Source organism: Streptomyces sp. JNUCC 63, from assembly GCF_054366325.1.
On the sequence record NZ_CM135963.1, the window covers coordinates 3,209,820 to 3,223,983 of the forward strand.

Annotated in this window: 10 protein-coding genes and 1 pseudogene; 1 reads left to right on the plus strand and 10 read right to left on the minus strand. The window is 67.0% G+C overall.

What is annotated here, in order from left to right:
* Nucleotides 1-12: 12 nt before the first annotated feature.
* From ACX25U_RS14550 to ACX25U_RS14565, 4 genes are all read right to left on the minus strand, one after another.
* Entirely contained in the window at nucleotides 13-2,286 is a 2,274-nt protein-coding gene (locus ACX25U_RS14550; RefSeq protein WP_454392219.1) for a hypothetical protein, read from the minus strand.
* A gap of 25 nt (nucleotides 2,287-2,311) precedes the next feature.
* Nucleotides 2,312-2,827, minus strand: coding sequence for a hypothetical protein (locus ACX25U_RS14555; RefSeq protein ID WP_454392221.1), 516 nt, complete (start codon nucleotides 2,825-2,827; stop codon nucleotides 2,312-2,314).
* Nucleotides 2,828-3,109: 282 nt separating this feature from the next.
* Nucleotides 3,110-4,210 (minus strand): type VII secretion-associated serine protease mycosin, encoded by a 1,101-nt coding sequence (gene mycP / locus ACX25U_RS14560; protein WP_454392223.1) that lies wholly within the window; start codon nucleotides 4,208-4,210, stop codon nucleotides 3,110-3,112.
* Nucleotides 4,211-6,041: 1,831 nt separating this feature from the next.
* Complete coding sequence (locus tag ACX25U_RS14565) at nucleotides 6,042-6,587, minus strand: hypothetical protein (protein ID WP_454392225.1); 546 nt, start codon at nucleotides 6,585-6,587, stop codon at nucleotides 6,042-6,044.
* Nucleotides 6,588-6,795: 208 nt separating this feature from the next.
* On the opposite strand from ACX25U_RS14565, the pseudogene ACX25U_RS14570 reads away from it, so the two are divergent.
* Nucleotides 6,796-7,221: pseudogene (locus tag ACX25U_RS14570) on the plus strand (LysR family transcriptional regulator); the annotation flags it as partial.
* 114 nt (nucleotides 7,222-7,335) lie between these two features.
* On the opposite strand, the gene ACX25U_RS14575 reads toward ACX25U_RS14570, so the two are convergent.
* From ACX25U_RS14575 to ACX25U_RS14600, 6 genes are all read right to left on the minus strand, one after another.
* Nucleotides 7,336-8,235 (minus strand): hypothetical protein, encoded by a 900-nt coding sequence (locus ACX25U_RS14575; RefSeq protein WP_454392227.1) that lies wholly within the window; start codon nucleotides 8,233-8,235, stop codon nucleotides 7,336-7,338.
* 184 nt (nucleotides 8,236-8,419) lie between these two features.
* Nucleotides 8,420-9,613: an elongation factor Tu gene (gene tuf, locus ACX25U_RS14580; RefSeq protein ID WP_454392229.1), complete on the minus strand. Its 1,194-nt coding sequence runs from the start codon at nucleotides 9,611-9,613 to the stop codon at nucleotides 8,420-8,422.
* Between the two features lie 156 nt (nucleotides 9,614-9,769).
* Nucleotides 9,770-11,896 (minus strand): elongation factor G, encoded by a 2,127-nt coding sequence (gene fusA, locus ACX25U_RS14585; protein WP_454392231.1) that lies wholly within the window; start codon nucleotides 11,894-11,896, stop codon nucleotides 9,770-9,772.
* 39 nt (nucleotides 11,897-11,935) lie between these two features.
* Nucleotides 11,936-12,406, minus strand: a complete 471-nt coding sequence (rpsG, locus tag ACX25U_RS14590) for a 30S ribosomal protein S7 (protein ID WP_073951511.1) — start codon at nucleotides 12,404-12,406, stop codon at nucleotides 11,936-11,938.
* Nucleotides 12,407-12,408: 2 nt separating this feature from the next.
* On the minus strand, nucleotides 12,409-12,780 hold the full coding sequence (gene rpsL / locus ACX25U_RS14595; RefSeq protein WP_003948652.1) for a 30S ribosomal protein S12: 372 nt from the start codon (nucleotides 12,778-12,780) through the stop codon (nucleotides 12,409-12,411).
* An 817-nt stretch (nucleotides 12,781-13,597) separates the two neighbouring features.
* The gene (locus ACX25U_RS14600) at nucleotides 13,598-14,155 is read right to left on the minus strand and encodes a DUF1707 and DUF4190 domain-containing protein (RefSeq protein WP_454392233.1); all 558 of its coding nucleotides are present in this window, start codon (nucleotides 14,153-14,155) and stop codon (nucleotides 13,598-13,600) included.
* Nucleotides 14,156-14,164 lie beyond the last annotated feature (9 nt).

Below are 14,164 nucleotides of genomic sequence, written 5' to 3' on the forward strand. Positions count from 1 at the left end.
TTCGGGTCCTTACTAGGGGATTTCTGTTTCAAGGTCGTCGGCCATGTGACGCCCGTTCGCCGCAGCGGTGTCGAAGCCTCCCTCAGTGCCCTGGCGCGCCCACTCGCCCACCTGGTGCGCGTACGGGGAGTGGTTCACCTTGGCAGCCTCGACAGCAGCGCACTGGGCCAATTCGGTGTTCCTCTTTTTACTTTCCGCCCAAAGCCGCCCCGAGTCGAGCCCGCTCTCCTTGAGGTTGTCTCCCGATACACCGTTGAACAATTCTTCGAGTACGACGCTGCTGACAGTACTGGCGACGCCATAAGCAGCGGCACCCGCCACTGGCGACCCGATGAAACTTGTCCCCACTCCGATACCGGTGCTGATGGCGCCGCTTGTGACGTTCCTCAACTGTGCGACGGCGTGGTTGTAGTCTTCATCCTTTACCTTCGCGGGGCCCAGCACGGCCTCCTGGCGTCCAATGGCCAAAGAGCCGCCGACTTCCGCCGACCGCCGGGAGATCTCCTTGACGGTGTTCTCCACGCTCTGGTTGTATCGCTGATCCTCGGGCACGTCCGGATTGAGGTGGTATTCCATGAGTTTGGCCATGTAGTCTTTCTGGCCGACCTCCACGGCAGAGTAGCCCTCGGGGTTCTGCCCGACGGTGATCAGGAATCGGACCACGTCGGTGTGATCCACCTTCGCCGATGCTCCAGCAACCGGGAAAAGCTTCTCAATCTCCCGCCAGTATTCGGAGTCAGGTTTGACGTCAGTCGTGGCGCGGTTGATGTCCGGGAGATACTCCGACGCCATCTGCCCGATGCTGTCGGACATGTAGCCGTTCTTGGTCAGGCGCTCGGGATTTTCGCTGATGGACTGGACCACGCCGGCCATGAGCTTGGCCTGTTTCTCGTTGTGCGCCGGTGTGTCCAAGGTCGGCTGCTCGCCCGCAGGGTGGCCGGTCGTCGCGGCCTCGAGCGCCATCGCCAGATTGTTCTGCCCGGTGTGGAGGGCGTGGCCCTTGAGGTCGGTCTCCTTCGGCCACTCCCGGTCCTCGAAAAGATACTTGAAATTGGAGACAGCCTCTTTGTGGTCTCCCCCCTTGGGCAGGTACTCCTCGCTGAAGAAGTCCGTGGCGGCGTCCGGGCTGTTGGACAGCGCCCTCAGGTAGCCGGTCAGCGGGTCGGAGCCGCTGTCGTCGCCCATGCGGTTGAGCCACGGGTCCATGCCCAGGTGTTGCCAGGCCAGGTTGGCGTGCTCGCCGTTGCCGGTGAGTTTGCGCTCGGTGGCCATGAGGGCGGTGCCGTAGCTCTTGAGGAACTGGTCGTCGTAGTCGCCGACCCGCATGAGGTTGCTCATGACCTGGAAGCCCATGGGCCCCATCTGCCCGCCGATCCGTTGGTCGCCGAGCGCGACCATCTTGCCCTTCCAGTCGGTCATGGCGGCCGAGTCGCTCTGCGAGGCGGTGGCGAGCGTCAGGCTGAGGTTGCGCTGCAGGTCGCCGTACTGGTCGAGCCGAGCGTGTCCCAACTGGACTGCCTTGTGAGGGTCGTTGATCCCGGCCCAGAACTCGAGCGTCTTCTCGGGCCCGAGGTCGGTGGCGAAACGCTCCGCGAACAACGGATCGTCGGCGTACTTCTTCAGCCCGGCATTGAGCCTGTCGAACTCGGCGGGCGTCAGGTCCTGCGGATCCTTCTTGACGAGCTTGGCCAGCTCGTCGGCTTCCTTGATGGCGGCTGCGGCCGCGTCGCGGTCCTTGTAGCTCGCGTCCGAGAAGCCGTAGTCGGTCTGGTCGACGAGGGCCATGAGCACCGTGTTCGCTGTGGTGTCGCTCTCGGTGGCCTGGGCAAGGATCTTCTGGACCTCGTCCCGGAGGGCGATGACGTCGCTCTCGTCATGCTCCGGTGGCGTGTAGCCGGAGGCGGCGCGGTCCGGGTGGACGTTCATGGTCACGGTGAAGGTGCCTTTGCCGGTGTTCATGACCGTCAGGTTCTTCTTCAGCCCGCGCTCGATCGCCTCGATGAGCTGCTTCTGGTAGCCCTTGAGCTCCCCGGCGGTATCGCTGAGGACGTTGTGGATCGTCTGGGCCTGGGTGTGGGCGTCCTTGAACTCGCCGGCCGTCTTGCCGACGAACTCCTTGGTCACCTGGCTGTTCTCACCCTTCCAGTCGGCCGTGTTCGCAGCCCGGTGCAGGCCCTTCTCAGCGTCCTCCGCCAGCTTTTCCAGGTTCCGAACGATAAGTGACCAATCCTCGATGGCGTCGTCGAGCAGCTTGAAGTTGGCGAAGCGCAGAGCATCGAGATCCATGATTCAGCGTCCCCGTTGCGTGTGATCAGTTCTTCTTCGCCGAATCCGGCGAACCGTAGACCGGGTTGTGCTTTCCCGGGCCCCCGACGCGCTCATTGAAGCCGGCGTCAAGCACGTCGATGCTGCTCATCTGCCGATGGATATACGCATCGTCGCCCGCATGGATCTTCTTGGTCACCTGCATGTGGTTGGAGATGTGGGCGCACGCGTCCAGCAGCGTGTTGAGCTGCTTCTCCCACTTGTTCGACACGTGCTGGAGCCCCGAGCCCAGGGCGAAGCCCTGCTTCGTCAGATCGCCGGCCGCTGAGTCCACGCTGGTGTTCGACAGACGGGCCTTGTCCCAGAGTTGGTTGTAGAGGGTGTGGGCCTGACTGCCGATCTTCGCCAGGTCGTGCTGCGTGACCTTGAGGTCACCGGTCTGGCTGGGGACGGGGACCCCTCCGGAGTCAGCCGGGAACTGGTTCAGCTGCATGTGCGCCGCCCCACCCTGCCGACGCGCCAGCGCGTCTGCCTTCAGCTGCTCCCATTCATCCCATGCCATGGGCGATCCCTTCCCCCGCTCGGTCCTTGCCCAGCACTCGACGTCCACAGTGGATTGCCTGGTTCCGGTCAAGGTAGCAACACCTGTGAACGGGTACGGCGCCAATCCCGTTCTCACTCACGATCCACACCTTTCTCCCGCAGCCCGTCCGACGAGTCGACGTACAGCCGTGTTCCGGCGCCGCCGGTCCGGGCCCCGCGGAGGGCAACGACGGCTACCAGGACGAGACTTCTGGAGCGATAGGGGGTGCCGGCACGGTCACGGAGTCCAGGCAGAGAGCCATCAGAAAACGTCGGCCCGTCGGCGTCTCGCGACGGCGAAGGCCGCCACGGTCCCGCCGAGCAGCAGAACGGCGCCGGCGCCGAGTCCGGCCCACAGCATGCCGTTGCTGTCGTCGTCCTTGGCCGACGCAGTGGCAGCAGCGGCCTCACCATTTGCTGCGTCAGCATCCCTGCTCGGTACCTCGGTGGGCCTCGGCGACGCGGAGGGCGATGCCGCGGCTGCCAAGTCCGGGAGCGGATAGACGTCCGCCGGCCCGGGGTCGCCCGGGTTCTGCAGGGCGACGCGCGGGCGGACGATGCCGTATCCGATGGAGTCGTTGCGCTTGGCGCCGTCCGTGGGAGCGCCGATGGTGTTGAGCATGACGCGCAGGACCTGGTTGTTGGTCCAGTCCGGGTGCTTGGACCAGATCAGGGCGGCGCTGGCGGAGGCCAGGGCGGTGGCGTCACTGGTGCCCCTGGTCTTGCAGAGGCCTGTCCTGCCACCGCAGGCGTGGACCATGTCTTCACCAGGAGCCGAGACATCCACTTGAGGCCCGTACTGGGAGAAGGATGCCCGCTGGAGATTCCTGCCGACCGCTGCTACACCGACGACGCCGGGTGTGGCTGCTGGGTAGCTGATCTGGTGAATTTTGTCGGCATCATTGCCCACCGCAGCAAAGATCAATGAACCCTTGTCCAGGGCATACCTGACCGCCTCGGTCAACTCTGGGGCGTTGGTGCCACCATCCATTGAGATATTGATGACGCGAGCTCCTGAATCGGCCGCGTAACGGATGGCCTTGCTGAAGTACGCAGCTACCGCGAAGGGGTTGACTTCGTTGGTGGCAGGCATTCGCACGGGGAGAATCTTCGTTCCAGGAGCGAGACCAAACGCTCCGTTTCCACCGCCGTAGGCACCCGTACCGGCAATGAGGCCAGCCATCCCCGTTCCATGCCCTTGGTAGTCCGTGTGCTCGTCACCGGCACGGCTTGCGGGAGCGAAATCTTTGCCGCCGAGCACCCGGCCCTTCAAGTCAGGATTGTTCGGGTCGACCCCGGTATCGATCACAGCGACGATGACACCCTCGCCTGTGCTCGTCCGCCACATCTTCTCTGCTTGCATGGCGTCCAGATGCCACTGCTGGGAACGTGCGGACTCGGCATGAGCTTGGGTAGCTGTACCGCCCACCAACAGTAGGCCAGTGGCCGCCAAAGCCACTGCTCGGACTGTTCTGTCCCACGTCCTGCCGATGGGCATGTACATCGCTCGTGTATCCCTTGGTCCTCAGTCGGCGGTTGGTGGCTCGCCCCGACGGTCGGTCTGTTTCTTCTGCCGTCGCTGTCGGCCGGCAGCCGTCGAGTTGCCAGGAGTGCCACGACGGCCGTTCCGAGCGCTGGCCTCGCTCGGCATGCCGCCGGAGATGCCTCCGCGGGTCGGTGCGGAGGGCACGGACGTACCGGGGCGCGCCAATGCACGGTCTGTGCGCTGCGGTGTACCCCCGACAACGCCTTCGCGGGCTGAAGGCATCTGGCCTCCGGTGATCGGCCCAGTCTGTCGAGCAGGTGGCTGGCCTCCCTGGCCTGTGGCCGACCCACGACCGGCGGATGCACGGCCTCCTGTGGGCTCGCTGCCAAGCGGCCCACCCGGCGGGCGCCCCTTCGTCCTGCCAGTGGCAGGGGTCCCAACCGGACGTCCGCCGGTGATTCCCGAGCCGGACGGAACACTGCGGCCGGGCGGTACGCCTTGGACAGGAAGGGTACGGCCAGATGCTGCGCCGGAGCCCGGCACGTTGCGACCTGGGACGGGACCGGTTCCGGTGACTCCACGACCACGAACAGGGCCGACAGATGTCTGCCCAGGGCGGTTGGGAACAAGACCAGAGCCACTGGGAACTGCACCAGTCCGACCGATCATGCGACCACCGACTGTCGGTTTACCCGAACCGCCGGAGGCAGAAGGTGCACGCCCAGGCCCCGCGGAAAACGACGGGACCGGGGCGCTCGTCGATGGAAGGCCCCCGGTTTCGCCCGGTCGCCCAATCGCCGGCCCACTGCCTGTTGGCCCCGTGGAGGGCTGGTGAACTTCGGTGGGAACAGTCACGGAGTCAATACCGACACGCGTGGCGGGCTCGTTTGCTGTCGGATGCGGGTACGTGGACGGCACTGTGTTCGTCGTGGAAACCGTGGCTGTGGGCGCGGCCGCGTCAGTCGATCCGAAACTCGCGGGGCGACCATGCCCTTCTCCCACGGTTCCTGCACTGCCGGAACCGGTATAGCCCCCGCTCGTTCCCCCTGACCCGGCCGCCTGTTGACGAGCCAGGTCAACGCTCACTTCGCCGTCGTCGCGAGGCACCAAAACCTTCGGCGGCGGCGGGAACTTGGGCCGCTCCAAGTCGTCCATCTGCGTCGCGGACAGCTTGTACGACTGCCCCAGTTTCCGCATCTGGGCCGCCGCCTCCAGGCGGACCTTCTCCTGGTCGGCCTTCAGCGCGGCAAGCTCGTCCGTCGACTTGGCGCGGATCGCCGCCGCGTCCGGGTCGTTGTGGGCGGCCGTCGCCGCGGCCAGGTTCGCCTGTGCGCCCTTGGTGTCGCGGGGGATCGACGCCTGGGCCGTGGCGATCGCGTTCGACGCCTGGCCCAGCCACTTCGCCGCGCCCTCACTGAAGTCACCCAGCCGGTGGGTGGAGTTGGCCAGATCGTTGGCCCACGCGCGGAACGCCTCCGCGCCCTCGCCCTTCCACGCCACCCACTGCGGGCGGACCTTCAATTCCTCCGCGATCTTGCGGATCTCCTCGGCGGCCGCCGTCAGACGGTCGGCGGCCGCCTGCACTTCTCCCGCGTTCGCCTGGTCCAGCCACGCCAGCATCTGCTCGTGGCTCATGCTTTCGAAGGACGTACTACCGCCGCCGTTTCCCTTGCCCGCCATCAGACCTCCCCCGTCACCGTCGGAACCATCAGATCGTGCCACCCGAGTCGCCCGCCGGCGGCTGCGTCGGCTCGGTGGCCCCGCCGCCGTGCTCGCCGCCGTCCTGGCTCTTCTGCGGCAGCGAGGGGTCGTAGCTCCCGCCGTAGTGCTTCGTCGCCTCCGCACTGATCGCCGCCATCCGGTCCCGGACGTCCACGTCGATGTTCTGGTAGCCCTTGTGCGAGGCCAGGACCGCGATGCCCATGCCCTCCATCGAGTCCGACAGCAGCATCGACAGCGTCTCCAGCTCGCTGATCACCGTCTCGTACGTCGAATACAGACCGGCCGCCTCCGCCCACGCCCCGCTTCCGCCACCGAACTGGTGACGGGTGAGCTGGGCCTGTCCGACCTTGCCCGGGCCGGCCTCCGAGCCCTTCAGGTCGCGGATCAGATCGTCCACCCGCTTCTGGAACTTCGTGAACGACGACAGCTCCGTAGCCACGTCGGCCGCGGCCGCGGCAGCGTCCCGCGCCGCGTCGAACAGGCCGGACAGCCACGACGACGGCTGCCCGGTCGATCCGGCATCGCTCGGCAACACAGCGTCCTCCCCCGTGCGTTCGTAAAGCGCAAGCCTCGATGACAACTCTAGCTACACCCAGTGACAGTACCCACCCGGGTGATGCGCCGACGATCCGAATTGGCCGACATCACTCGATCCAACCGGCTTGAACGACACGGCACATGAGCAGTTGTACTCAGATGGCACACGTCACTGCCTTCGCGCAACTGGCCCTTCCCGTCCCCTGAAGACGGTCCGGACGATCGCCGAGGCAGGAAGTCCCACCCGGGCGGCACCGGTTCTCGGGCTCGCAACCCGCGCTGAGCGCGCAGCTCAGGCGGATCGAACAAGCCCTGGGAGGGAAGCTGTTCGAGCGCGGACGGTACGGGGTGCGGACCACCGCGCCGGGCGAACCGACGCTGGAGCGGGCCCGGATCGTGCAGCCCGCCGTGACCGGGCTCCAGCAGGAGGCGGCCCGGTTCGCGCGGGCCCGGCGGGCGGCCGAGTGGCTGCGGCTGGGTGGTACGCACGAGCCGCTGCTGGGCGCCTTTGTGGACCTGCTGGCGGACACCGCACCCGACGCGCGCAGGTGACCACCCGCGTCTCCTGGTCCGAGCGGGAGCCTACTGTCCTGCTGGCCGAGGGCCGCCTGGACTTCGCCGGCGCCGGGCGGACACCGATCGACCGGTGATCCGTCCGTCGCCGATCCACCGCTGAGCGACCACTGTGAGGCCGGGCCCGGGGGGACCGGGGGAGACCCCCGGTCCCGTCTGCAGGGTCGGGCTCAGGCCCCGGACCCTTCCTCGGCCGGCGCGAACAGCTCGGCCGTCGAGGTCGCCGTGATGGCCCGTGTGAACCAGGTGCTCAGCGTGTCGAGATCGGCGCAGCCGGCGATCCGCTCCCGGTCCTCCTCGGAAACCTCGATCCCCCGGCGGTCCAGCAGAAGCAGTATGTCCTCGGCACGCCCCTCGGCACGTCCCTCGGCCCGGAGGTTCTGGGCGGTCTGGGACTGGAAGAAGGAGAGGTCGACGGCCATGAGGTGCCTCCAGAGATCTGCGGCCGGTGTCTTGCCGAGGCCTTGTTCGGTGAGCTCGATGAGGATGCCTGCGGTGCTCTCGTCGTGAATCAGCAGGCCTTTCAGTGCCGTGGCCAGTGCCTTCAGTATGGCATCGGCGCCGGGGTCACGGCGGTGCAGCGCTGCGGACAGGACGGTCAGCGGGATGTCGCGGGCCGCTTCCTCCGGGCTGTCGATCACGGGCAGGTCGTCCGGGCCGAGAACCAGGGGACGCAGAGTCGGAGAGGGCCACTGCGGCGGGCCGATGTCGACCTGCCGTGCCGCCCAGGCCGCGGTGCCACGGTCCGGGCAGACGACGAGGAGGACCGGGGGCGTCCGGTACTTGGCGTACAGGTGGGAGAGGTAGTAGGCCCAGCTCGCCGGCTTGTCCGGATCACGTCTGCCCTGGGACTCGACCGCGAGGACGAAGCTGCCGTTGTCCGCGGTGTCCATCCGCAGCAATGTGTCCACCCGCCGCTCCACCGGGCGGTTCTCGGTGAGGTCGGTGGGGAGCGGGGACGCCGAGACGGGGGTGTCGAAGAGGACGCCGAGGCCCTTGACGGCACGGGCGAAGAGCCCCGGGTCCTCCTGGAAGATCCGGTGCAGGGCCTCGTGGGATGAGCCGACCATGCGCCGAAAGCAGGCCGGACCGGGCGAAGCCGGAGCGCATATGCCAGTGGTTCCTGCTGACGAGTGACGTCCCAGGACATGAACTTGACGCAGGTCCGCACGCGAAAGGGCCCGTACGACCTCAGTCGTACGGGCCCTCTCAGGTGCTCGCAGCGGAGCTACCGGGTCAGACGATCCTCAAGACTTACTTGATGATCTTGGTGACCTGGCCGGCGCCCACCGTGCGGCCACCCTCGCGGATGGCGAACTTCAGGCCCTCTTCCATGGCGACGGGCTGGATGAGCTCCACCTTCATCTCGGTGTTGTCACCCGGCATGACCATCTCGGTGCCCTCGGGGAGGGTCACCACGCCGGTCACGTCCGTCGTGCGGAAGTAGAACTGCGGGCGGTAGTTGTTGAAGAACGGGGTGTGGCGGCCACCCTCGTCCTTCGACAGGATGTAGGCCTGGGCCTGGAACTCGGTGTGCGGGGTGACCGAGCCCGGCTTGATGATGACCTGGCCGCGCTCGACGTCCTCGCGCTTGATGCCGCGGAGCAGCAGACCGACGTTCTCACCGGCCTGGCCCTCGTCGAGCAGCTTGCGGAACATCTCGATGCCGGTGACCGTGGTGGAGGTCTTCTCCGGCTTGATGCCGATGATGTCGACGGTCTCGTTGACCTTGAGGACACCACGCTCGATACGGCCGGTGACGACCGTACCGCGACCGGTGATGGTGAAGACGTCCTCGATCGGCATCAGGAACGGCTTGTCGATGTCGCGCTCCGGCTCCGGGATCGACTCGTCGACGGCCTTCATCAGGTTGAGGACCGAGTCGACCCACTGCTGCTCGCCCTCGAGGGCCTTCAGCGCGGAGACCTTGACGACCGGGACGTCGTCGCCCGGGAACTCGTACTCGGTGAGGAGCTCACGGACCTCGAGCTCGACGAGCTCCAGGATCTCCTCGTCGTCCACCATGTCGGCCTTGTTCAGGGCGACGACGATGTACGGCACGCCGACCTGGCGGGCCAGGAGCACGTGCTCCTTGGTCTGCGGCATCGGGCCGTCGGTGGCGGCGACCACCAGGATCGCGCCGTCCATCTGGGCGGCACCGGTGATCATGTTCTTGATGTAGTCCGCGTGACCCGGGCAGTCGACGTGGGCGTAGTGACGCGCCTCGGTCTGGTACTCGACGTGCGAGATCGAGATGGTGATACCGCGCTGGCGCTCTTCGGGGGCCTTGTCGATGTTGTCGAACGGGGTGGCCTCGTTCAGCTCCGGGTACGCGTCGTGCAGCACCTTGGTAATGGCGGCCGTGAGGGTCGTCTTACCGTGGTCGATGTGACCGATGGTGCCGATGTTGACGTGCGGCTTAGTCCGCTCGAACTTCGCCTTCGCCACTGGGGTCCTCCTGTGGAGTGGTTCTGTACGCCTTACTTCATCGGCGCCAGGTGATCTTTGCTGGATGGCCCGGATCTCCGGGGCACTCCACCACGATTGCGGCGGAATGCCCCGTGAGGCTCCGGAGTCAAGCCTAAAGGCTGGAACTCGGCTGAGTTACTCGCCCTTGGCCTTCGCGATGATCTCCTCGGCGACGTTCCGCGGAACCTCGGCGTAGGAGTCGAACTGCATCGAGTAGCTTGCGCGACCCGAGGTCTTGCTGCGGAGGTCTCCGACGTAGCCGAACATCTCCGAGAGGGGCACGAGGCCCTTCACGACGCGGGCACCCGCCCGCTCCTCCATGGCCTGGATCTGGCCACGGCGGGAGTTGATGTCACCGATGACCTCGCCCATGTAGTCCTCGGGCGTGGTGACCTCGACGGCCATCATCGGCTCGAGAAGAACCGGGCTGGCCTTGCGCGCGGCCTCCTTGAAGGCCTGCGAACCGGCGATCTTGAACGCGAGCTCGGAGGAGTCGACCTCGTGGTAGCCGCCGTCGAGAAGCGTGACGCGGACGCCCGTCATCTCGTAACCGGCGAGGATGCCGAACTGCATGGCCTCCTGCGCACCGGCGTCCACCGAAGGGATGTACTCCTTCGGAACGCGGCCACCGGTGACCTTGTTCACGAACTCGTACGAGGTGTCGCCGCCCTCGAGCGGCTCGATCGAGATCTGCACCTTGGCAAACTGGCCGGTACCACCGGTCTGCTTCTTGTGGGTGTAGTCCACCCGCTCGACGGCCTTGCGGATCGTCTCGCGGTACGCGACCTGCGGCTTGCCGACGTTGGCCTCGACCTTGAACTCACGGCGCATACGGTCGACCAGCACCTCGAGGTGCAGTTCGCCCATACCACCGATGATGGTCTGGCCGGTCTCCTCGTCCGAGTGGACCTGGAAGGACGGGTCCTCCTCGGCCAGGCGCTGGATCGCGACGCCCAGCTTCTCCTGGTCGCCCTTCGACTTGGGCTCGATGGCGACCTGGATGACCGGCGCCGGGAAGTCCATGGACTCCAGGATGACCGGGTTCTTGTCGTCGGACAGCGTCTCACCGGTGGTGGTCTGCTTCAGGCCCATGACGGCGACGATGTCGCCGGCGCCTACCGCCGGGATCTCCTCACGCTTGTTGGCGTGCATACGGTAGATCTTGCCGATGCGCTCCTTCTTGCCCTTGACGGAGTTCAGCACCTGGGTGCCGGACTCCAGGCGGCCCGAGTAGACCCGGACGAAGGTGAGCTTGCCCAGGTGCGGGTCGCTCATGATCTTGAACGCAAGGGCGGAGAGCGGCTCGTCCTCGGACGGCTTGCGCTTGATGATCTCCTCGGCGTTGCCCACGGCGTGGCCCTCGATGGCCTCGACGTCGAGCGGCGTGGGGAGGTAGCGCACGACCGCGTCGAGCAGGGGCTGAACGCCCTTGTTCTTGAACGCGGTGCCACAGAACACCGGGGTGATCGTGGTCTCGGTGGACTTGCCGGACGCGATGGTGATGCGACGGATCGCGGCGTGCAGCTGCTCCTCGGTGGGCTCCTCGCCCTCCAGGTACAGCTCCATGATCTCTTCGTCGTTCTCCGCGACGGCCTCGACCAGCTTGCCGTGCCACTCCTCGGCGGCCTCGGTGTGCGTGGCCGGGATGTCGACGATGTCGTACATCTCGCCCTTGGTCGCCTCGGCGGACCAGACCAGGGCCTTCATGCGGACCAGGTCGACGACGCCCCGGAAGTCGGCCTCGGCGCCGATCGGCAGCTGCATGACCAGCGGCTGCGCGCCCAGGCGGTCGGAGATCATGTCGACACAGCGGTGGAACTCGGCACCGGTGCGGTCGAGCTTGTTCACGAAGCAGATGCGCGGAACGCCGTAGCGGTCCGCCTGACGCCACACCGTCTCGGACTGGGGCTCGACGCCGGCAACGCCGTCGAACACCGTCACGGCACCGTCGAGCACGCGCAGGGAACGCTCCACCTCGACGGTGAAGTCGACGTGACCCGGCGTGTCGATGATGTTGATGGTGTGGTCGACGTTGTCCAGCGGCCAGTGGCAGGTGGTGGCAGCAGAGGTGATCGTGATGCCACGCTCCTGCTCCTGCTCCATCCAGTCCATCGTGGCGGAGCCCTCGTGGGTCTCACCGATCTTGTAGGACACACCGGTGTAGAACAGGATCCGCTCGGTGGTGGTCGTCTTGCCCGCGTCGATGTGGGCCATGATCCCGATGTTGCGGACCTTGGCCAGGTCAAGTGAAGTGGTAGCCATAAGGCTTCAGTCTTCTCTCGGTTCTCGATGGGGTAGCGACTACCAGCGGTAGTGCGCGAAGGCCTTGTTGGACTCGGCCATCTTGTGCGTGTCCTCGCGCTTCTTCACAGCGGCGCCGAGGCCGTTGGAGGCGTCGAGGAGCTCGTTGAGCAGACGCTCGGTCATGGTCTTCTCGCGGCGGGCGCGGGAGTAACCGACCAGCCAGCGCAGCGCCAGGGTGTTGGCGCGGCCGGGCTTGACCTCGATCGGTACCTGGTAGGTGGCGCCACCGACACGGCGGGACTTGACCTCGAGGGTCGGCTTGATGTTGTCCAGAGCGCGCTTCAGGGTGATGATCGGGTCGTTGCCGGTCTTCTCGCGCAGACCCTCCATGGCGCCGTAGACGATGCGCTCGGCGGTGGAGCGCTTGCCGTTCAGCAGCACCTTGTTGATCAGGGAGGTCACCAGAGGAGAGCCGTAGACCGGGTCGATGATGACCGGGCGCTTCGGGGCGGGGCCCTTACGAGGCATTCTTACTTCTCCTTCTTGGCGCCGTAGCGGCTGCGGGCCTGCTTGCGGTTCTTGACACCCTGGGTGTCGAGCGAGCCACGGATGATCTTGTAGCGAACACCCGGCAGGTCCTTCACACGGCCGCCGCGCACGAGCACGATGGAGTGCTCCTGCAGGTTGTGTCCCTCACCCGGAATGTAAGCGGTGACCTCGATGCCGCTGGTCAGACGCACACGCGCGACCTTGCGGAGGGCCGAGTTCGGCTTCTTCGGGGTGGTCGTGAACACACGCGTGCAGACGCCACGGCGCTGGGGCGAACCCTCGAGTGCCGGCGTCTTGTTCTTCTCGACCTTGTCCTGCCGGCCCTTGCGGACCAGCTGCTGGATCGTAGGCACTACTTCTCCGGTTTCTGTGTGCCGATGGGTACAGCTAACCTGGAACATCGCCGACCCACGCGGTCGGGTGTGTCGAATCCCGCAGACTCCCACCGCCAGGCAGAAAGAGGCGCAGATTACGGTGGCCGTCAGCGGCTCCCTGTGCGGTGTGAAGGCACGCACGAAAGCCAGGGCACACCCCAGGCACAAGGTCTGAGCGTACCTACCTCATTCGCTGCGGTCAAAACAAATGGGCCCCGCCCGCCTCGTTCCGCGTACTTTGTCAAGCCCCTGTACGCTGCGCGATCTTCGAATCCACGGATCACGGTCTACGGATACGGCAATTCCCGCACGTCAGCCCGCTGCCACGGCTTTGAACGCCGAGAATCACGGCCCTTCCCGCGCCGACGGAATCTCCACCCGGTCGGCGCGCCCCGGAGCGTCGGCGGACGCGCCTGGACGGGCCACGGTCCGGGGGTACGGGGGTACGGGGGTACGGGATGCACGCGCGCCGGCCCGTTGGCACGACCGCCGGGAGGAGCGCCTGGAGGCACGCGGGCGCCCTCCGCCCCGCCGAATCGCCACCCGCGCAACGCGCACGATCCAGGCGTACGGCATGCGCGCGCATCAGCCCGGTCACGCAACCGCCGCCACGACCGCCCGCGGCAGCGGATATCCGCCCGGGCGGCCGCGCCGGAACACCCGTGGGCGCCCCGTCCGGCAACCACGGCCCCGGGGTACGGGATGCGCGACCGCCACTGCCGGAAGGCCGGTCGGCACGAAGCCCCGTCACCGCCCTCTTCAGGCGCGCCTGGGCGGGCCGCCGGCCCGGTATGTGTCAGCTCGGTGAGGCTACCGCCGCCACGACGAGGAGGGTGAGGAGGAGAGCCCAGCCGGCGACGGAGAGCCAGCCCAGGACCAGGCCGGCCAGGGCCAGGCCGTCGCCGCCCTCGCCTCGGCGGCGTATCTCGGAGCGGGCGACGTGGCCCAGGATCACCGCGGGAAGGCCAGTGAGACCGGCCGTCATCAGGGTGAGCACGCCGCAGACCAGGGAGCCGACCGCCTTGCCGTTGGTGGGCGGGGCCGGGCGCGGCAGGAACGTCGCGGGGACCGCCGGAGCCGCCGCGGGGTACGGTGCCGGGCCCTGGGGCAGATCGGCGACCAGCAGCGCCAGTTCTCCGACGGTACGCGCCTGGTACGCCCGGGTGACGCGCCGGTCGAGTTCCCCCTGATCCAGACGGCCCTCGCTGAAACCCGCTCTGAGCACGTCCACGGCACGCTCGCGGTCGGCATGGGACGCGAGCAGCGACGGGCTGCCCTGGCCCTGCCACGGCTGCGGAACGCCCCGCCCAGGCTGCCAGGGCTGCCAGGACGGCTGCGATGGCGGAAACGACACGGACGACCT

Coding starts and splice junctions, on each gene's coding strand:
- mycP (WP_454392223.1), bottom strand. CDS start 4,210: ATGCAAGCAGAGAAGATGTGGCGGACGAGCACAGGCGAGGGTGTCATC.
- fusA (WP_454392231.1), bottom strand. CDS start 11,896: ATGGCTACCACTTCACTTGACCTGGCCAAGGTCCGCAACATCGGGATC.
- rpsG (WP_073951511.1), bottom strand. CDS start 12,406: ATGCCTCGTAAGGGCCCCGCCCCGAAGCGCCCGGTCATCATCGACCCG.
- ACX25U_RS14550 (WP_454392219.1), bottom strand. CDS start 2,286: ATGGATCTCGATGCTCTGCGCTTCGCCAACTTCAAGCTGCTCGACGAC.
- ACX25U_RS14555 (WP_454392221.1), bottom strand. CDS start 2,827: ATGGCATGGGATGAATGGGAGCAGCTGAAGGCAGACGCGCTGGCGCGT.
- ACX25U_RS14575 (WP_454392227.1), bottom strand. CDS start 8,235: ATGGTCGGCTCATCCCACGAGGCCCTGCACCGGATCTTCCAGGAGGAC.